This window comes from Acinetobacter sp. YH01006 (assembly GCF_013420445.1).
Lineage (GTDB): Bacteria > Pseudomonadota > Gammaproteobacteria > Pseudomonadales > Moraxellaceae > Acinetobacter > Acinetobacter pseudolwoffii.
This window is the reverse complement of record NZ_VOYB01000005.1, coordinates 162,121-180,327: the sequence shown is the minus strand read 5'-3', so window position 1 is coordinate 180,327 and position 18,207 is coordinate 162,121. Positions and strand designations below refer to the sequence as shown.

Below are 18,207 nucleotides of genomic sequence, written 5' to 3'. Positions count from 1 at the left end.
TGAGAGTGTTTAAGCTACGATTCGGGTAGGATTTCTGCTATTCTATGCAACTTCTATTTTTTAACTAATCTTATTCGAGGCAGAGATGACGCAAACTAACGCTCAATCGACTTCTGAACAAATCATTTCCGAAAACGATTTAATTGCACAGCGTCATGCCAAGTTAAAGCAAATCGAAGCTCAGGCACAAGAAACTGGTAAAAGCCCATGGCCAAATACCTTTAAGCGTGAGCATTATGCCCAAGATTTACAAGACCAGTTCGCTGATAAATCTAAAGAAGAAATTGAAGCAGGCGAAAAGGTCTACGTCAAAGTTGCCGGTCGTGTGATGTTAAACCGTGGTTCATTTATTGTGATCCAGGACATGACAGGTCGTATCCAGCTTTATGTCGCCCGTAAAGAACTCGCTGCAGATGTACTTGCGACCATCAAAGGTTTAGACCTTGGCGACATTATTGCAATCGAAGGTTATATCGGTCGTTCAGGCAAAGGCGATCTGTATGTACACATCGAACATTTTGAATTATTAACCAAATCATTGCGTCCGCTGCCAGACAAGTTCCACGGTCTGAATGATACTGAAGTAAAGTATCGTAAACGTTATCTTGATCTGATCGTGAACGAAGAAACCCGTAAAACGTTTGAAATTCGTGCCAAAGTGGTTGCAGGTATTCGTGCCTTCCTGACTGAAAAACGCTATATGGAAGTTGAAACGCCAATGATGCATGTGATCCCAGGCGGTGCTTCTGCGCGTCCGTTTGAAACGCATCATAATGCACTGGACATGCCATTGTTCTTGCGTATTGCGCCAGAGCTTTATTTAAAACGTTTGGTAGTGGGTGGTTTTGAACGTGTGTTCGAAATTAACCGTAACTTCCGTAACGAAGGGGTATCTACGCGTCACAACCCAGAATTCACCATGATTGAATTCTATCAAGCCTATGCAGATTATAAAGATCTGATGGAATTGACCGAGCAGATGCTGGAAAAACTGGCGCTGGATATCTTGGGTTCGACTGATGTGCCTTATGGTGATGAAGTGTATAGCTTCAAAGGGCCATTCAAGAAAATTTCAATGTTTGATGCAATTCTGGAAAATAACCCGCAATTTACTCCGGAAAATGTCAATGACCGTGAGTTCCTGGCAAAATTCCTTCAAGAAGAATTGAAAGAGCAAGTGAAGCCAGGTTTTGGTCTGGGTAAACTGCAAACGATTGTGTTTGAAGAAACAGTTGAAACCAAACTGCGTCAACCAACATTCATTACGGAATATCCAGCGGAAACTTCTCCATTGGCACGTCGTAATGATGATAATCCGCACATCACCGACCGTTTTGAATTCTTTATTGGTGGTCGTGAACTGGCAAATGGCTTCTCGGAATTAAATGATCCAATCGACCAGGCGGAACGTTTCCAGGCACAGGTTGCGGAAAAAGATGCGGGTGATGATGAAGCGATGCATTATGATGCAGACTTTGTAGAAGCACTGGAATATGGCCTACCGCCAACAGCCGGTGAAGGTATTGGTATTGACCGTCTGGTGATGATCTTTGCTAATGCAGCAAGTATCCGTGATGTGATCTTGTTCCCGCATATGCGTCATAAAAATGCATAAGTGCTGAATTTTAGAAAACCCGCTTAGGCGGGTTTTTTTATGCTTTAAATCGCTATACTAAAAAATTAAAGACAAAAAAAACGCAATGATTGGGGTGATCATTGCGTAGAAAAAGGAATGTTTTTTCAAACTACATCAAGCTTAACTGTGGAGAGAGTTAAATTTGATTCCTTACTGTATGTAGCTATAATACGACCCGGTAAGGCTTGACTCAGCAGTATTCATGTTAATAGATGTTAATTAAGGTTAAAACTATGGAGATTCTATGGGCGAGTTTGCTGCTTTATCGTGCATAAACACCTCGCAATAAAAAAGCCCTTCATATGAAGAGCTTTAGGTGGTCATTTTATGTTTAGAAACGGAATACACCTAAACCGGTTTTCACTTCATCTAAAGTCGCCTGGGTAATATCACGACATTTATCTGTTCCGGTCTTTAAAATATCCATAATATAGTCAGGGTCTTTAGCAAGCTCCATACGGCGCTCACGGATTGGGCCAATCAATTCTTTGAGAATGCCTTCCAGACGTTTTTTCACTGTACCATCGCCTAAGCCACCACGACGGTAGTATGCCTTAAGCTCTTCCAGTTCTTCTTTGTTTGGATCAAAGGCGTCCAGATAAGTGAATACTACATTGCCTTCAACCTGACCTGGGTCTTCCACACGAAGATGATTCGGATCGGTATACATGGCATTGACGGCTTTTTTAATATCTTTATCTGTCGCATCCAGCACAATGGTATTGCCCAAAGATTTTGACATTTTCGCTTTGCCATCAAAACCAGGGAGGCGGCCGACATTAGACAGTAGCGCTTTACATTCTGGTAACAGGTCATGACCGATTTGACGGTTCAGACGACGCACGATTTCATTGGTCTGTTCGATCATTGGAATCTGATCTTCACCCACAGGAACAACAGTGGCCTTGAATGCTGTAATGTCGGCAGCCTGAGCCACCGGGTAACACAAGAAACCTGCTGGAATATCGCGCTCAAAACCACGCATCTGGATTTCAGATTTAATGGTCGGATTACGCTCAAGACGTGAAACAGTCACGAAATTGAGGTAAAGCATCGTCAGTTCGTTTAAGGCAGGTAAACATGACTGAACACAAATTGTAGTTTTAGTTGGATCAATACCGACAGCCAGATAATCCGTTGCCACTTCAATAATGTTACGACGTACTTTTTCAAAATTATCGGCATTATCGGTGAGTGCTTGAGCATCAGCAAGTAACAAGTGTTGATGGTGAGAATCTTGCAGGCCTACACGAGAGCGTAATGAACCGACAAAGTGGCCGAGGTGAAGTTGTCCGGTAGGACGGTCGCCCGTCAAGATCACTGGACGATTATCTTGATTACTCATTATTTATTCCAAAGGGTAGTCAGTACTACAGCTGTATTTTAACGAATGGCAACATTGTACGGTATTCTGTTTTTGATTGTCAGCCAGAAAAAAAGCTGTATTAAAAAAATCTTATTAATTAAACAAGTGAATACAATATTTTTAAGAATTTTGATTAAAATAAACTGAAATATGATAAGGATAATAAATATGGCGAGCAGTTTATTACTATTATTAGATGATATTGCGACGGTCTTGGATGATGTGGCTGTGATGAGTAAAATGGCAGCCAAAAAAACAGCAGGCGTCCTCGGTGATGATCTGGCTTTAAATGCACAGCAAGTGTCAGGCGTACGGGCAGATCGTGAATTGCCGGTAGTCTGGAAAGTGGCCAAAGGTTCTTTTGTCAATAAGCTGATTTTAGTGCCGCTGGCCTTGTTAATCAGCTTTATTGCCGGCTGGCTGATTAACCCCTTATTGGTGTTGGGTGGTTTGTTTCTGTGTTATGAAGGCGTGGAAAAAATCGTACACACCTTGTATACACCGAAGGCCAAGGATGCTGAACAGGCCCGTGAGCAACTGATCCAGACTGAAACAGATTTGCACCAGTTTGAAAATGAAAAAGTCAAAGGCGCGATTCGCACCGACTTTATCCTTTCGGCTGAAATTATCGTGATTACCTTGGGGACGGTGGCAGCAGCCTCTATGCTGACCAAAGTTACCGTTTTAAGCCTGATCGCGATCGTGATGACCATCGGGGTCTATGGTTTTGTTGCCCTGATTGTCAAACTGGATGATATCGGTCTGCATCTGACCGAGCAGCCGTCCGATTTTAAGCAAGGAATAGGGCGCGGCTTGTTGGCATTTGCCCCGATTCTGATGAAAATTTTATCAGTTGTTGGAACTGCTGCGATGTTCCTGGTCGGTGGGGGAATTATTAATCATGCTATTCCTGTTATTCACCACTTTACTGAAGATAGTGTTAGCTATGTACAGGATATTCCCAGTATCGGAAATATTGTAGGTGCCCTGACACCGACCTTGATTAATTTCGCCGTGGGAATTTTAGCGGGTCTGCTGGTGATGCTGGTCATCAGCCTGATTAAAAAAATCTGGCCCAAATCATCAAAAGCTTAAGATGCAAAAATATCTGCAAATTGAGCAGATGAAGAAAAGGAAAAAACTATGCGTTGGAAAGGTCGTCGTGTCAGTAGTAATGTAGAAGACCGTCGCGGTGGTGGTGCCAAAGCTGGCGGAATCAGTATTATCGGGTTGATTGTGGCTTTTGCGGCCTGGAAATTCTTCGGCGTCGATCCACAGCAAGCTTATCAAACCACCAAACAGGTCACCCAAGGCGTATCGGGTGCGGCGGAAACACGGGGTCTGGAAAATCCTACGCCTGAACAGCAGGAGTCGATTGATTTTGTCGGCACCGTACTGGCAGATACTGAAGATACCTGGACTCAGGTGTTTCAGCAGCAGTTAAATCAGCAGTATGTTCCCCCGAAACTGGTTTTATTCAATGGCATTGTGAATTCGGGTTGTGGTACGGCTCAGGCGGCGATGGGACCTTTCTACTGTCCGGCAGACCAGAAAGTTTATATCGATACCGCATTCTTTAAAGATATGCGTACTCAGATGGGGATTAGTGGGGAACAGAATGCCACCGAACTCTCCCGTAATGATCAGGCCGGAGATTTTGCGCAGGCTTATGTGGTGGCCCATGAAGTAGGTCATCATATCCAGACGATTTTGGGGATTTCCTCTCAAGTACAGCAGGCACGTCAGCAGGCAAGCGAGGTACAGAGTAACCAGCTTTCAGTGCGCCAAGAATTGCAGGCAGACTGTCTGGCTGGAGTCTGGGCCTACCATAATCATCAGCGCACCCAGTTTCTGGAACAGGGAGATGTGCAGGAAGCTATGGATGCCGCACATAAAATTGGTGATGACTATTTACAGAAACGTGCTCGCGGGCAGGTGGTACCGGACAGCTTTACCCATGGCAGCAGTGCGCAGCGCGTACAGTGGTTTAATACCGGCTTGAAATCGGGTCAGGTTTCGAATTGCGATACCTTTAACCAAAATATTTAGCTTGTTTCCAGATAAAAAAGGAGCAGGTGCCACTGCTTCTCATCATTTTAACTTTGGTTATAGTTTGAATCTATGACGTCATGAAATCCTGCTTTTGACAGGTCAAAAGCAGGCAAAAGTCTTTTGTTCGCCATACACAACATGCTTGTCGTGATGGCTAAGGTGTGACCTCCTTGTCACACTCGCATCTCCAAAATCTACTTAATTCAATTGTGGGGCAGCTGTGGAGCAGGCAATCCTTTTTTATTTATGCAGAAAACGCCGGAAATTTCTTAATATCTTGATACTGACAAATAAGGCGGCCAAAGCAAACAAGGCAATGGCAAAGACCGTATATTTGAGATTGTTGATGTCATTTTGATAGAACTGCTGCATATCATGGTTGGTATATTCGAGAGCCGTGACTTTGCCAGTCCGGCTATCTCTAAATTGAATTTTTTCAATATAAAACAGATTTCCCGCTTTAATTAGGTGGACGCTCTGGATTTGACGGGTATGTGATTGATTGTCCTCATCACTACATAAAGCACTGTAATGCTCACAATTGATTTTGGCCACATAACCATTTCCTGCAATCAGAATAAAAATGGCATTGTCCGGTCGCTGGTTATTAGATACCAAAACATACTGTTCGCCAGTTGTACTTTTCAAGGGAATACGGGTTGCCTGCTGATAATGCTGTTCTGCCTGCAGAATCTCCTGAATTTTAGCGAAGCAGGTAAAACATAAGGATAAGGTGATCAGAAAAATCACGCTCGCAAAACAAAGACGAAAAATGGTTTTGACAGTTTGGTGCATGGGAGAAAAATTCAAAATAGAAAGATGGGAAAGCAAAAGCCGAGTGCTGATCTGTATGTTAAATCATCATTCGGAAATACTGAAAAGAAACTTAACTCAATTCGATAAAAAGAGGATTAAACTTGTTTTGCTAGAATGCCTTTTTACTAATGCTCTGCTATTCAAATCTCTATTTTGACCATGCTGCTCGGCGCATATTGCTCCATCTCGCCCGACTTTAGGAAACCGAATGGGAAATTTCTTTTTTCTTCAGCTACTCACGGTGGTCTTTGCACTTTCCATTGCCACCACTATGTTTAATAAGCGTGTTTTAGGTTTTCCGCAAGCGATCGGTGTTCCGATTGTTTCGGCCATCTTTGTTTTTATTTTGCAATGGGGCGCCAGTTTATTACAAGGTAATCCATTCTTTAGTATTAATATTGACAATATCGAGCAGGCTGTTCGTAATATCGATTTTTATGACTTTCTGATCAATGGGGTGATCTGCTTTATTCTGACCTCATCTGCACTGAAGTTTAAGGTTTCAGATTTACGTAATCATTGGCGACCGATTGGTATTTTGGCAAGTTTAGCGCTGGTCTTTTGCGCGGTGTTCTTTGGTGCAGTTTTATATGGCTATCAGTTCCTGATTGGTAATCATGTGGATTTACTGGTGTTGTTATTACTTGGTGCGGCTTTGGGGGCGACTGATCCGATCGGTATTAAAGGTGTATTGAGTTCAGTTCGCGCACCGCATCATCTGATTGTCAAGCTGGAAGGCGAATCGTTATTTAATGATGCCATGTGTATCGCCTTATTTATGACCTTGCTCAATGTTCTGCAAGGCGAAAACTTTACGGTACTGGCTGTCATGCAAACTTTATTGTATGAGATTGTGGTGGCCGTACTGATTGGTCTGGGATTTGGCTTTGCAATATTAAGAATTTTGCGTGGCAAGCATGAAATGGAGTCACTGATTCTGACCACTGCTTTATTGGCATGTGGCTCTTATCTTATTGCTTTATTGGCCCATGCTTCAGCGCCGATTGCCTGTGTCATTGGTGGCTTAATCGTCGGTAATAAATGGAAAGAAATTCTGGCCGATGCCGATATTGGTGACGTGAACCATTTCTGGCATACGGTTGAAGGGATTATTAACTCCTTCCTGTTTACTCTGATTGGCTTGGAGTTGTTTATTCTTGACCTGAGTACCAGTCTGGTCTTGGGCGGGATTGTGGCATTTATTATTTTACATCTAGCGCGCTTTGCTGCCAATCACTTGGCATTTGCCATGTTCCCCAAAATACGCCGAAAAAGCTATAACGGCAGTTTAACGATTTTGTCCTGGGGCGGTGTGCGTGGCGGGATTTCCCTAGCGCTTATTCTGGCGGTGGCCAATATTCCTCAGCTAGAGGCTTATAGCAGTATTTTGGTGGGCTATACCTTTATTGTGGTGCTCTTGTCGGGTCTGGTGTGTGGTCTGGGCTTACCTGCGGTGATGAATGCTTTTTACTATAATCCCGAGGAAGACACACAGGGCTTTAAAGGCTGGTACCAGCGTATGTGCCACAAGCTGAACCGTAAGGGTTTTCAATATATTGTCGGAGAAGATGTCAAAGGAAATGAAACCATCACTATTTTTCAGCCAGAGATTCTGATTGATCAGAAAGATATCGATGGTGTTGCTACTGTACATCATCCAGACAAAGTTCAAGAGGTAAAACGGCTGGAAAATCCAGATAATTTCTAAAGATAAAATCCAGAAGATAAAGCGCTACTGGATTATGTTTAATAGTGAAATGAGATCGCTTGACTCAGCATTTAATCAGGCGTGATTATTTTTCTATAGCTGTTAATAGGGGGATCAGGGCGTGATCTTTTATTTAAAGGTACTATTGAACAGATGAAATGCAGCAAGACAAGTTCAGCCAGTCAGGAAATGGCAGAGATGATTTTGACTGTGGTCAGTCGGATCCCTTATGCAAAAGTTGCAACCTATGGGCAGATTGCCAGACTGGCCGGTTTACCTCAACATGCACGTTTAGTGGGTCGGGTTTTAAGTCATCTGGAAGAAAATACCGACATTCCCTGGTATCGGGTGATCAATGCACAAGCTAAAATCAGTCTGAACAAGCTTGATTCATCTGGCCAGAATATTCAGCAACAAAAGCTGATACAGGAAGGGATTGTACTTGACGGTGATCGTGTGGATTTAAAACGCTATCAGTGGGATGGTTGGGTCTAGATATAAAAAATCCCCGCTTTTAGAAAGTGGGGATTTTAAGTTTGATGCACGGATTACTTGCGAATAACCATCACTGGAATATCGGCCTGACCTAGAATGCTTTGAGCTACGCTGCCCAGGAACAGTTTCTTGAAGCCAGTACGGCCATGTGAACCAATTATGATCAGGTCAGAATTTAAATCTTTCGCTGCTTTGACAATCTCGCTATAAATCACCTGGCCTTCAAGTAGCTGGGTATCTACTTCAACACCTGCACCAGAGAATTTTGCTTTGGCTTCATCCAGAGTTTTTAAGATCGAGGTGCGGGCACGTTCAATCAGGTCGTTGGTTTGCGCTGCAGAGATATATTCCGCAGCAATATAAGGGTCGAGTGTCAGTACCTGTACCACTGTCACTTTACTGTTAAATGCTTTGGCAACTTCGACTGCTTTATCAACGGCAGCATAAGATGTTTCCGAACCGTCAATAGGAACTAAAATATGTTCAAAAGGCATTAGAATTCTCCTGTTGGGAATTAAGTGTTATAAAAATGATGACGCGTTAAACCGAGTACGAATAGTTGTTTATACTTTGATCATAGCCTGTATTGTATAAAAATAAAACCAAGTAAATACATAGGTATAATGTCTAATAGATTAAACAGTTAAACGCAGGTTTCTGAGTTTTAAGTTTCATGGTTTATTGATTTTAAGTAATTGAATTATATAGATTTATAGAAACATTCAAGCTGATTGTCAATCACATTGAATGGATGCCGGGTCCAATTTGATTTGTGGTGCCAGTTGTTCATATTGATTTAAAATCGCCTGCGTCTCAGGTGCGAAAATTTGTTGTTGCAGTTGCTGGATTTTATGTTCGTTCACATGCAAACGTGCACAATAGAATGCAATCTGATTTTCTTTGGCAATGGCCAGTCGTTGAGTCTGATCATATTCCGGATAACGCTTGATTTGCTGTTGAGCCCGACTTAATTGCGCCAAGGTGCGTTTCTGTTGCATGCTCATGAATTGTTGATGATTAATCCACTGTGCCACATCGCGACGTACTCCATTGTAGTTGACAAAAATAGGAGAAATCACTTGGCAGGCGGTGATTGCTAAAGTGCTGAGCAAAAGAATCAGTATGTTAATTTTGTACATCGGTGAAAGCTCCAAGCATTAAAGTTCTTCATAAGAATATGTGAAATACCAAATAAAAAATCTAATATTGTTTAAAGTTTAAGAGTTTATTCTTCATTTGCATAAAGACTGAACATTTGTGTTTTAAAATGCTTGACGATAGCACCTGAAATTACGATAATGCGCACACAGTTTACGGCTATGTAGCTCAGTTGGTTAGAGCACCGCACTCATAATGCGGGGGTCACAAGTTCAAGTCTCGTCATAGCCACCATTTTAAAAGACCAAGCTCTCAGCTTGGTCTCTTTTTTTGTCTTTTAAAAAGTATGGCGCATGATAAAAATTATTTGAAGCATCCAGTAAATTTTCAGATATTTCCAAAATTATTTTTCTGTGATTGTTGATTAATTTTCTACTTTTAGCGTCGATATAAAAAAATCGCCCCAGTATTCACTCGGGCGATTCGATTTAAATAACTAAGAAAAGGGCTTAGTTACCTGCTTTCCAGCCATTGACGATTGGATAACGACGTTCGCGCCCATAAGAACGTGAACTGATTCGTGGTCCAATTGCACCTTGGCGGCGCTTGTATTCATTCATGTCGACCAGACGGATGACTTTTTTCACCACCTCGGCATCAAAACCTTTGTCAATAATATCGTCTTGACTCATGTCTTCTTCGATGTATGAATACAGGATGGCATCCAGAATGTCATACGAAGGTAAAGAGTCTTGATCGACCTGATCTGGACGCAGTTCTGCTGATGGTGGACGAGTAATAACACGTTCTGGAATCACGGGTGTTTCTGAAATACTGTTACGATATTTCGCCAGTTCAAATACAATGGTTTTGTACACATCTTTTAAGACGGCATAGCCACCGACCATGTCACCATACAGTGTGCAATAACCTACAGCCAGTTCAGATTTATTTCCGGTCGCAAGCACCAGATTGCCGAACTTGTTGGAAAGCGCCATTAATAAGGTGCCACGCGAACGTGCTTGCAGGTTTTCCTCAGTCGCATCTGCCGGGGCGCTTCCAAAGAACGGGAAGAGTACCTGCATAAAGCCGTTTACTACCGGATTGATTTCGGCAATACCAAAAGTTACACCCATATTTTTTGCTTGTTCAGCCGCATCTTCTACGCTGATTTGCGCGGTATAGGTATAAGGCATCATGACCGCCTGAACTTTGTCTGCACCAATGGCATCTGCAGCAATCGCAAGGGTCAGGGCAGAATCGATCCCACCCGATAGGCCCAGAATCACGCCGGGGAAGCCAGAACGCTGTACATAATCACGGGTTGCCATCACCAGGCTCTGATAGATCTCAGCCATGGTGTCCAGCGCAGGTGTAATTGTACCTTTGCTAAATTGAAGCTGTTCAGCATCATATTCTGCGATAGAAAGGCTTTCCTGGAAACTTGGGGCCTGTAGCGCGACTTCGCCAGATTTATTTAACACAAAGCTGGTACCGTCAAAGATCAGATCATCCTGACCACCGACCTGGTTACAATAGACCAGATTGATATTCAATTGTTTTACCAGAGCTGCCATGGTCTCGATACGGTGTTGTGGTTTACCCACTTCATATGGAGAGGCATTCAGTACCAGAGCAGTTTCGATATTGAGTTTTGCCAGCTGCTGTACAGTAGCTAAAGACCATGCGTCTTCACAAATCAGCACACCAAATTTGTGTCCGAGATATTCAAATACCAGATGTTGATGACCTTCACTGAAATAACGCTTTTCATCAAATACACCATAGTTTGGCAACACCTGTTTGTTATAAATACCCAGCACCTCACCATCTTTCATGACGGCTGCTGAGTTATAACGCTGGCCATCTTCAGTTTGATTTACAAAACCGAAGACCATCACAATATCTTTGACTTCAGTCAGTTTTTCAAAAGCAGCTTTGGTGCGTTTGGCCAGACTTGGACGAATTAATAGATCTTCTGCAGGGTAGCCCAAGATTGCAAGCTCAGGGAAGATAATCAGATCAGCCTTATCTTTTTTAGCCTGATTGGCCTGATCAATCATTTTTTGAGTATTTGCATCCAAATTGCCCACATGTGGAGAGAACTGAGCAATCGCAATTTTAAAACTTTTCATTCCAATTAAATCCTATTCCTATAGGTTAATACACTAAATCACTGATTTTTATAATTCTAATTATCCAGCTGAGTGCATTTTGATACTTAAAAAAATGCCAAATGGCAAAAGAAAAAACGTCTTTATCACATGATCGTTAAATCTTGATCTGCGAGCTAAAATATCATACTTGGGTTATTTTATCGAAATTTAATCCAGAAGCTAGAGCTGTTTTGCGAGAATGAATGTTGAAATGAAAAGTTATTATCCAAAAATAAAGAATATGTAGGTTTTCTGCACATGAATAAATCTCAGGATTTAAATCATTTATTCATGGCCTTAATTTTCAAAATGCCAAATCAAGATGATATTTTGAATAAAAATGATTATATATCAAACAATTGTTTGGCTATCTAAAATAATATTGGGTATTTTTTTAAGAAAAATATCTCGGGCAATATCACCTTGTTGTTCAATATTATACTGTGAAAATGATTTGTTGGGATTAAATTGATATTTGTAAGGATTATATTTCCCTAAGCTTAAAAAATAAGCACTTTGTAGAAATGCGCCTTTTAAAACCACATTAATCTGCTGTTGGTATTGATAAATATGGGTCATCTCATGAATAAACAGTGCCTGATAGGCCAAGCTTTCACATGAATAGTCTTCCCGATAATTTAAATTTCGTGCATGGATATAACCACTGGGCGCCATAATCACATGGCTGGATTGCCAGGGTAAATAAGGGTGATTCATGATTCTGACTGCCGAATAGTCAATCAGATTGCCAAATACCTGCTGACAGATTCTGATTTCACCGGCCGTTAAGTTACGGCACTTAAACTGTTCAAAACGGATGAATCTTAAAATAAACGGTAGGGCATACAACAACATCAAGCACAGATCCTGTTCAAGTTTTCAATCTATGAATATGGTCGAGGTTCATGCATTTTAAAATGGATTAAAGAGGCTATATGTAGGATTTTGTCAGCACTAAAAAAACCACCCCAAAGGGTGGTTTTTCTGTCTTGCAACGCCGTTCGAATTAACGAGCGATATCGCGTTGAACTTCACCAGTATAAAGCTGACGAGGACGACCGATCTTGTAAGGACCGCTGTGCATTTCTAACCAGTGGCTGATCCAGCCAACAGTACGTGCAAGCGCGAAGATCACAGTAAACATTTCTGTCGGGATACCAATCGCTTTAAGGATGATACCTGAGTAGAAGTCTACGTTCGGGTATAGGTTACGTTTGATGAAGTATTCGTCAGAAAGCGCAATACGTTCAAGTTCCATAGCCAAAGCAAGTTGTGGATCGTTGATGCCAAGCGCACCAAGAACTTCGTCACAAGTTTCTTTCATGACTTTCGCGCGTGGATCGAAGTTTTTGTAAACTCGGTGACCGAAGCCCATCAGTTTAACTTCTTTAGTCTTCACTTTTTCCATGAAGCCAGCAACGTTTTCTACAGAGCCGATTTCATCAAGCATCTTAAGAACAGCTTCGTTCGCACCGCCATGAGCAGGGCCCCAAAGTGCGGAGATACCAGCAGCAATACATGCATACGGGTTAGCACCAGTAGAACCAGCTAAACGTACTGTAGACGTAGAGGCATTTTGTTCATGGTCAGCATGAAGCGTGAAGATACGATCCATTGCTTTAGCAAGGATAGGATCAACTTTGTAATCACGATCAGCAGGAGTCGCGAACATCATGTGAAGGAAGTTTTCAGCGTAGTTCAAGTCGTTACGTGGGTAAACAAACGGTTGACCGATTGTGTACTTGTAGCTCCAAGCCGCTAAAGTAGGGATCTTCGCAATTAAACGGATCGCTGTGATTTCACGGTGATCAACATTTTCGATGTCCAGATTGTTGTGGTAGAATGCAGATAACGCACCAACAACACCCACCATGATCGCCATAGGATGCGCATCACGACGGAAACCGTTATAGAAGCGGCTAACTTGGTCGTGAACCATTGTGTGGTTACGTACTTTAGCGTCGAATTCTTCTTTTTGCTCAGCAGTCGGAAGTTCGCCATTAAGAAGTAAATAGCAAGTTTCTAGGTAATCAGCTTTAGTCGCCAATTGATCAATTGGGTAGCCACGGTGTAAAAGTACACCTTTGTTACCGTCGATGAAGGTGATTTTAGACTCGCACGCCGCTGTTGCCATAAAACCAGGATCAAAAGTAAAGTGACCTGCAGCCAACACATCTTTAACGTCGATTACATCTGGGCCCAATGTGCCGCTGTAAATTGGTAGTTCAATTTCTTTGCCATCAAGCTGTAAAACGGCTTTCTTGCCAGTTGCTTCAGACATTCAATAGATCTCCTGTCCTGGTGAATGTATATCCGAGTTGTCTATCAATCTTTTAATGCACAAAACGGATGGATCAAAAATTTGCTATAAGATTAGTGAGTACTGAAATTTTGTCAATTATACTTATGGATGAAAAAATGACGCTTGCACAGCGGCTTAGTCACACCATCTTGGTATAAAAAGTTCAGTAAAATCACAGCATCAAACCTCTATAATAAGTCAAATTTAAACAGAGGTGCAGAAAAAAATAGAGGGCCTGAATTATTTGTAAGCATTTTTTCAGACTAAGAAATGCTGCGAAAAAGTATCGCTGATCTTATTGGGAGTTGTTAAAACTATATAAATCTCATAACTTACATGGTTTTTACTCATTTCCTTTGCACATGCAGAATTATAAATAAAAGCAATTAATTAAATTTTTGACTTGATTCAATTGATTAAAAAATAGCTTAATAAATGGCCAACTTTGCAGCAAAGGTCCCCAGTCTAAAAATAAATGAGTGATTTTTCGAATCCAAATCCTCTAAAGCGATCAAAAAATCCATCATCGAGTGCAGTCTAAGTGACTCTTTAAGCTCAGGTTATAATTATACCTGAAAGCAGACCCATCTTAATAACTGCTGCACTACCTGTATGAGCTTGATTTCCATTTAAATTAAATCGAGATTTTAAATAAGATTTGTGCTGCAACTGTGCATCTTTAGTCTAAATAGCGGGAATTGGCTTTAAAAAGAATAACAGAGTAAATTGATCAAGTTAATTATTTAAAAACAATTATATAGATGAAAGTTAGTGGATTCTTAGTCACTAAAGAACCTCATATGTTGTTGTTAATGATTCTTATTTAAAGGGTTTTTCTTGAAAAAGCCAAATCCATCTGTTTGTGTTTTAATAGTTGACGTTTTATAATTCAGTGTCGTTTTGATTTTAGGCATGTATTTGCCTAAGAATGCCAGCTTTCCTTCGAATTAATTCCAACAAACTCCGGATGGAGTTTTTACTTACAGGATGCCCGCTGTGAAAAGCAACAGACCTGTCAATTTGTCCATGGGTCAAGTTTTAGAAGTAAACTTAAAATCGCCCGTGGCTATTGCATCAATTCTACACCGTCTTTCAGGTGTTATCGTATTCTTACTCGTACCGGTCCTTCTCTGGATTTTAGACAAATCACTGTCTTCACCTGAAGGTTTTGCGCAAGTTCAAGAAATCATGAATGGTTTCATTGTTCGCTTCATTGTATGGGTATTTGTCGCCGGCTTGATTTTTCACTTTATTGCGGGTGTTAAGCATTTACTTGCTGACATTGGCGTTGCTGAAGAATTAGAAAGTGGCCGTGTCGCATCTACTATCGCATTAATCTTGTCTGCAATCGGTATTGTTGCAGCATTTGTATGGATCGTACTCTAATGAAAAGCGCTACTGGTTTAACAGGTTCAGGTTCTCGCGATTGGTTTCTCCAACGTGTTAGTGCTGTTATTTTGGCTGTTTATACCGTTGTTATTTTAGGTTGGATCCTGTGTAACAGTGGATTCAGCTATGAACAATGGTATGGCTTCATGATGACAACTCCAATGAAGATTCTATCTTTATTGTCAGTCTTATCTCTTGTTGCACACGCTTGGATTGGTATGTGGCAAGTTTTCACAGACTATGTGACGACTCGTCAAATGGGTCCTTCGGCGAATGGTTTGCGTATTGTACTGACTTCAGCAGTGATTATTGCTGTGTTGGCATATGCAATCTGGGCGATCCAGATTTTTTGGGCGAATTGATAGGAAACAATCATGGGCGCTATAAACCCTAAAGAAGATTACACAAATATTCCACACGAAACCTTCGATGCAGTCATCGTGGGTGGTGGTGGTTCAGGTATGCGTGCGTCTTACCAACTTGCTCAAGCTGGTTTGAAAGTTGCGGTACTGACCAAAGTTTTCCCAACCCGTTCTCACACTGTGGCAGCGCAGGGTGGTATTGGTGCATCTCTTGGTAATATGCAAGAAGATAACTGGCACTACCATTTCTACGACACAGTAAAAGGTTCGGACTGGTTAGGTGACCAAGACGCAATCGAATTTATGACGCGTGAAGCACCTCAAGTGGTATACGAATTAGAACACTTGGGTATGCCATTTGACCGTAACGCTGATGGTACAATTTACCAGCGTCCATTCGGTGGTCACTCTGCGAACTACGGTGAAAAAGCGGTGCCACGTGCATGTGCTGCTGCCGACCGTACAGGTCACGCACTTCTTCACACGCTTTATCAAAGCAACGTGAAAATGGGTACGCAATTCTTCGTAGAATGGATCGCACTTGATTTGATCCGTAACGAAGCAGGCGACGTACTTGGTGTCACTGCAATTGACCAGGAAACTGGTAAAATTGCCGTATTCCAAGGTAAAGCCACATTGTTTGCTACCGGTGGTGCGGGTCGTGTTTACCGTGCATCTACCAATGCCTATATCAATACTGGTGATGGTCTTGGTATGGCGGCGCGTGCAGGTATTCCATTGCAAGATATGGAATTCTGGCAGTTCCACCCTACGGGTGTTGCGGGTGCAGGTGTATTGCTGACTGAAGGCTGTCGTGGTGAAGGTGCAATCCTTCGTAACAAAGATGGCGAACCGTTCATGGAGCGTTATGCTCCAACTTTGAAAGACTTGGCTCCACGTGACTTCGTATCACGTTCTATGGACCAGGAAATCAAAGAGGGTCGTGGTTGTGGTCCTAAAGGTGACTATATCCTGCTTGATATGACGCATTTAGGTGCGGATACGATCATGAAGCGTCTGCCATCGGTATTCGAAATTGGCAAGAAATTCGCGAACGTGGATATCACCAAAGAACCAATTCCAGTAGTACCAACAATCCATTACCAAATGGGTGGTATTCCAACCAATATTCATGGTCAGGTTGTTGTGCCTGAGTCACGCGAAACTGAAGCGCTGGCGGCACATTACAACAAGGATACCGATGTTTATTCGACCAATGCAGCCGAACGTGATTTCACTAAGCCAGTGAAAGGTTTCTATGCAATTGGTGAGTGTTCATGTGTATCTGTACATGGTGCAAACCGTTTAGGTACCAACTCACTGCTTGACTTGGTGGTATTTGGTAAGGCTGCGGGTAAACACATCATCGATTATGTGACTAAACATCACGGTGATGAGTACGAGCCACTACCAACAACGGTACTTGAGCAAACGGTTGCGCGTATTCGTAAACTTGACGAATCCACAACAGGTGAGAATGCTCAGGAAGTTGCAGATGCGATTCGTGACATCGTTCAAGATCATGCAGGTGTATTCCGTACATCAGCACTACTTGAAGAAGGTGTAAAACAGATTCTTGCAATTGAGCCACGTGTTCGTAATATTCATTTGAAAGACAAATCTAAAGTATTTAATACTGCACGTGTTGAAGCATTAGAAGTTGAAAACTTGTATGAAGTTGCAAAAGCGACCTTAATTTCAGCTGCTGCGCGTAAAGAATGTCGTGGTGCGCATACTGTGGTAGATTTCGAATTGTCACCGGATCATGCGGATTATCCATATGGTCGTCGTGATGATGAGTGGATGAAGCACACATTATGGTTCTCTGTGGACAACCGTCTTGAGTACAAGCCAGTTCGTTACCGTCCATTGTCGGTTGACGCGATTCCACCTAAACCACGTACATTCTAATCAGGAGAATTCAGATGAGTAGAGGTACTCGTACATTTCATATCTACCGCTATGATCCTGACAAGGATAAAGCACCGTACATGCAGACTTTTAAATTGGAATTGACTGACAAGCACCGTATGTTGCTTGATGCACTTCTAGCATTAAAAGTACAAGACGAATCTTTAACGTTCCGTCGTTCATGTCGTGAAGGTATTTGTGGTTCTGATGGTGTAAACATCAATGGTAAAAATGGTTTGGCGTGTCTTTGGAACCTGAACGATTTACCAAATGAAATTACTGTTCGTCCATTGCCTGGTCTTCCTGTAGTGAAAGATCTGGTGGTTGACATGAACCAGTTCTACGATCAGTACAACAAGATCCATCCATTCTTGATCAACAACCAGCCTGCGCCTCCAAAGGAACGTTTACAGTCTCCTGAAGAGCGTGAGCATCTTGATGGTCTGTATGAATGTATTCTATGTGCATGTTGTTCAACCTCATGCCCGTCATTCTGGTGGAATCCGGACAAGTTCCTAGGTCCTTCAGCATTGTTGAACGCTTACCGCTTCATCATTGACTCGCGTGATACTGGAACACAAGAGCGTTTGGCTCGTCTTGACGATCCATTCTCATTGTTCCGTTGTAAAGGCATCATGAACTGTGTATCTGTGTGTCCTAAAGGTTTGAACCCAACTAAAGCAATCGGTCACATCCGTAATATGCTTTTAGATATGGCAGGTTAATAGGCTGCTGATAGCAGTTTGGAAAAAAGCACACCACAAGGTGTGCTTTTTTGTGCAAACCATTGAAGCAAAATAAAAAATTATCAGATAAAAATAAAGATACTATACTTAAAATGTATAAAGTTGAGTCAGGTAGTCAGGAAATGACGGGTGATGTTAAGTGCTATAGAACAAGAACATGTAATTATTTG

The 18,207-nt window shown here is 42.0% G+C and carries 16 protein-coding genes and 1 tRNA gene; 10 read left to right on the top strand and 7 right to left on the bottom strand.

The window, feature by feature from the left end:
• Positions 1-85 precede the first annotated feature (85 nt).
• The gene (gene lysS, locus FTT73_RS06775; RefSeq protein ID WP_005172002.1) at positions 86-1,615 is read left to right on the top strand and encodes a lysine--tRNA ligase; all 1,530 of its coding nucleotides are present in this window, start codon (positions 86-88) and stop codon (positions 1,613-1,615) included.
• A 352-nt stretch (positions 1,616-1,967) separates the two neighbouring features.
• Here the strand turns inward: lysS and trpS are convergent, their stop codons facing one another.
• Complete coding sequence (trpS, locus tag FTT73_RS06770) at positions 1,968-2,981, bottom strand: tryptophan--tRNA ligase (RefSeq protein ID WP_005172000.1); 1,014 nt, start codon at positions 2,979-2,981, stop codon at positions 1,968-1,970.
• Positions 2,982-3,170: 189 nt separating this feature from the next.
• Between trpS and FTT73_RS06765 the strand changes: the two genes are divergently transcribed.
• Positions 3,171-4,097, top strand: a complete 927-nt coding sequence (locus FTT73_RS06765) for a DUF808 domain-containing protein (protein ID WP_180191180.1) — start codon at positions 3,171-3,173, stop codon at positions 4,095-4,097.
• A gap of 48 nt (positions 4,098-4,145) precedes the next feature.
• Positions 4,146-5,051, top strand: coding sequence for a neutral zinc metallopeptidase (locus FTT73_RS06760; protein ID WP_180191179.1), 906 nt, complete (start codon positions 4,146-4,148; stop codon positions 5,049-5,051).
• Positions 5,052-5,294: 243 nt separating this feature from the next.
• On the opposite strand, the gene FTT73_RS06755 is transcribed toward FTT73_RS06760, so the two are convergent.
• A complete protein-coding gene (locus FTT73_RS06755; RefSeq protein WP_005171992.1) occupies positions 5,295-5,849 on the bottom strand; it encodes a hypothetical protein in 555 nt (184 codons plus the stop codon).
• A 229-nt stretch (positions 5,850-6,078) separates the two neighbouring features.
• Between FTT73_RS06755 and FTT73_RS06750 the strand changes: the two genes are divergently transcribed.
• Entirely contained in the window at positions 6,079-7,578 is a 1,500-nt protein-coding gene (locus FTT73_RS06750) for a sodium:proton antiporter (RefSeq protein ID WP_005171990.1), read from the top strand.
• A gap of 198 nt (positions 7,579-7,776) precedes the next feature.
• A complete protein-coding gene (locus tag FTT73_RS06745) occupies positions 7,777-8,073 on the top strand; it encodes an MGMT family protein (RefSeq protein WP_100357308.1) in 297 nt (98 codons plus the stop codon).
• A gap of 53 nt (positions 8,074-8,126) precedes the next feature.
• On the opposite strand, the gene FTT73_RS06740 is transcribed toward FTT73_RS06745, so the two are convergent.
• Positions 8,127-8,567 (bottom strand): universal stress protein, encoded by a 441-nt coding sequence (locus FTT73_RS06740; RefSeq protein ID WP_005096273.1) that lies wholly within the window; start codon positions 8,565-8,567, stop codon positions 8,127-8,129.
• Between the two features lie 240 nt (positions 8,568-8,807).
• Positions 8,808-9,212 carry a hypothetical protein gene (locus tag FTT73_RS06735; RefSeq protein ID WP_005171986.1) on the bottom strand — a complete coding sequence of 135 codons (405 nt, stop codon included), beginning with the start codon at positions 9,210-9,212 and terminating at the stop codon, positions 8,808-8,810.
• 176 nt (positions 9,213-9,388) lie between these two features.
• Between FTT73_RS06735 and FTT73_RS06730 the strand changes: the two genes are divergently transcribed.
• Positions 9,389-9,465, top strand: a tRNA-Met gene (locus tag FTT73_RS06730).
• A gap of 215 nt (positions 9,466-9,680) precedes the next feature.
• On the opposite strand, the gene FTT73_RS06725 is transcribed toward FTT73_RS06730, so the two are convergent.
• The 3 genes from FTT73_RS06725 to gltA form a co-directional block, all read right to left on the bottom strand.
• Positions 9,681-11,306, bottom strand: a complete 1,626-nt coding sequence (locus FTT73_RS06725) for an NAD+ synthase (RefSeq protein ID WP_180077210.1) — start codon at positions 11,304-11,306, stop codon at positions 9,681-9,683.
• Between the two features lie 372 nt (positions 11,307-11,678).
• A complete protein-coding gene (locus FTT73_RS06720; RefSeq protein WP_074383086.1) occupies positions 11,679-12,182 on the bottom strand; it encodes a hypothetical protein in 504 nt (167 codons plus the stop codon).
• Between the two features lie 151 nt (positions 12,183-12,333).
• Positions 12,334-13,608 (bottom strand): citrate synthase, encoded by a 1,275-nt coding sequence (gltA, locus tag FTT73_RS06715; RefSeq protein ID WP_005096279.1) that lies wholly within the window; start codon positions 13,606-13,608, stop codon positions 12,334-12,336.
• A gap of 1,008 nt (positions 13,609-14,616) precedes the next feature.
• On the opposite strand from gltA, the gene sdhC reads away from it, so the two are divergent.
• The 4 genes from sdhC to FTT73_RS06695 are packed head-to-tail and all read left to right on the top strand — an operon-like array spanning position 14,617 to position 18,016.
• Positions 14,617-15,015 carry a succinate dehydrogenase, cytochrome b556 subunit gene (sdhC, locus tag FTT73_RS06710; RefSeq protein WP_074383085.1) on the top strand — a complete coding sequence of 133 codons (399 nt, stop codon included), beginning with the start codon at positions 14,617-14,619 and terminating at the stop codon, positions 15,013-15,015.
• On the top strand, positions 15,015-15,380 hold the full coding sequence (gene sdhD / locus FTT73_RS06705; protein ID WP_005096282.1) for a succinate dehydrogenase, hydrophobic membrane anchor protein: 366 nt from the start codon (positions 15,015-15,017) through the stop codon (positions 15,378-15,380). Before sdhC ends, sdhD begins: the two co-directional genes overlap by 1 nt.
• 12 nt (positions 15,381-15,392) lie before the next feature.
• Complete coding sequence (sdhA, locus tag FTT73_RS06700) at positions 15,393-17,291, top strand: succinate dehydrogenase flavoprotein subunit (protein WP_005171973.1); 1,899 nt, start codon at positions 15,393-15,395, stop codon at positions 17,289-17,291.
• Between the two features lie 14 nt (positions 17,292-17,305).
• Positions 17,306-18,016, top strand: a complete 711-nt coding sequence (locus tag FTT73_RS06695) for a succinate dehydrogenase iron-sulfur subunit (protein WP_005171970.1) — start codon at positions 17,306-17,308, stop codon at positions 18,014-18,016.
• The last annotated feature ends 191 nt before the right edge of the window (positions 18,017-18,207 follow it).

Excerpts from the sequence above, each read along its gene's own strand:
- sdhD (WP_005096282.1), top strand. The coding sequence starts at position 15,015 with ATGAAAAGCGCTACTGGTTTAACAGGTTCAGGTTCTCGCGATTGGTTT.
- FTT73_RS06735 (WP_005171986.1), bottom strand. The coding sequence starts at position 9,212 with ATGTACAAAATTAACATACTGATTCTTTTGCTCAGCACTTTAGCAATC.
- FTT73_RS06745 (WP_100357308.1), top strand. The coding sequence starts at position 7,777 with ATGATTTTGACTGTGGTCAGTCGGATCCCTTATGCAAAAGTTGCAACC.
- gltA (WP_005096279.1), bottom strand. The coding sequence starts at position 13,608 with ATGTCTGAAGCAACTGGCAAGAAAGCCGTTTTACAGCTTGATGGCAAA.
- sdhA (WP_005171973.1), top strand. The coding sequence starts at position 15,393 with ATGGGCGCTATAAACCCTAAAGAAGATTACACAAATATTCCACACGAA.
- FTT73_RS06760 (WP_180191179.1), top strand. The coding sequence starts at position 4,146 with ATGCGTTGGAAAGGTCGTCGTGTCAGTAGTAATGTAGAAGACCGTCGC.
- FTT73_RS06725 (WP_180077210.1), bottom strand. The coding sequence starts at position 11,306 with ATGAAAAGTTTTAAAATTGCGATTGCTCAGTTCTCTCCACATGTGGGC.
- FTT73_RS06750 (WP_005171990.1), top strand. The coding sequence starts at position 6,079 with ATGGGAAATTTCTTTTTTCTTCAGCTACTCACGGTGGTCTTTGCACTT.
- FTT73_RS06765 (WP_180191180.1), top strand. The coding sequence starts at position 3,171 with ATGGCGAGCAGTTTATTACTATTATTAGATGATATTGCGACGGTCTTG.
- FTT73_RS06755 (WP_005171992.1), bottom strand. The coding sequence starts at position 5,849 with ATGCACCAAACTGTCAAAACCATTTTTCGTCTTTGTTTTGCGAGCGTG.
- FTT73_RS06740 (WP_005096273.1), bottom strand. The coding sequence starts at position 8,567 with ATGCCTTTTGAACATATTTTAGTTCCTATTGACGGTTCGGAAACATCT.
- FTT73_RS06695 (WP_005171970.1), top strand. The coding sequence starts at position 17,306 with ATGAGTAGAGGTACTCGTACATTTCATATCTACCGCTATGATCCTGAC.
- sdhC (WP_074383085.1), top strand. The coding sequence starts at position 14,617 with ATGCCCGCTGTGAAAAGCAACAGACCTGTCAATTTGTCCATGGGTCAA.
- FTT73_RS06720 (WP_074383086.1), bottom strand. The coding sequence starts at position 12,182 with ATGTTGTTGTATGCCCTACCGTTTATTTTAAGATTCATCCGTTTTGAA.
- trpS (WP_005172000.1), bottom strand. The coding sequence starts at position 2,981 with ATGAGTAATCAAGATAATCGTCCAGTGATCTTGACGGGCGACCGTCCT.
- lysS (WP_005172002.1), top strand. The coding sequence starts at position 86 with ATGACGCAAACTAACGCTCAATCGACTTCTGAACAAATCATTTCCGAA.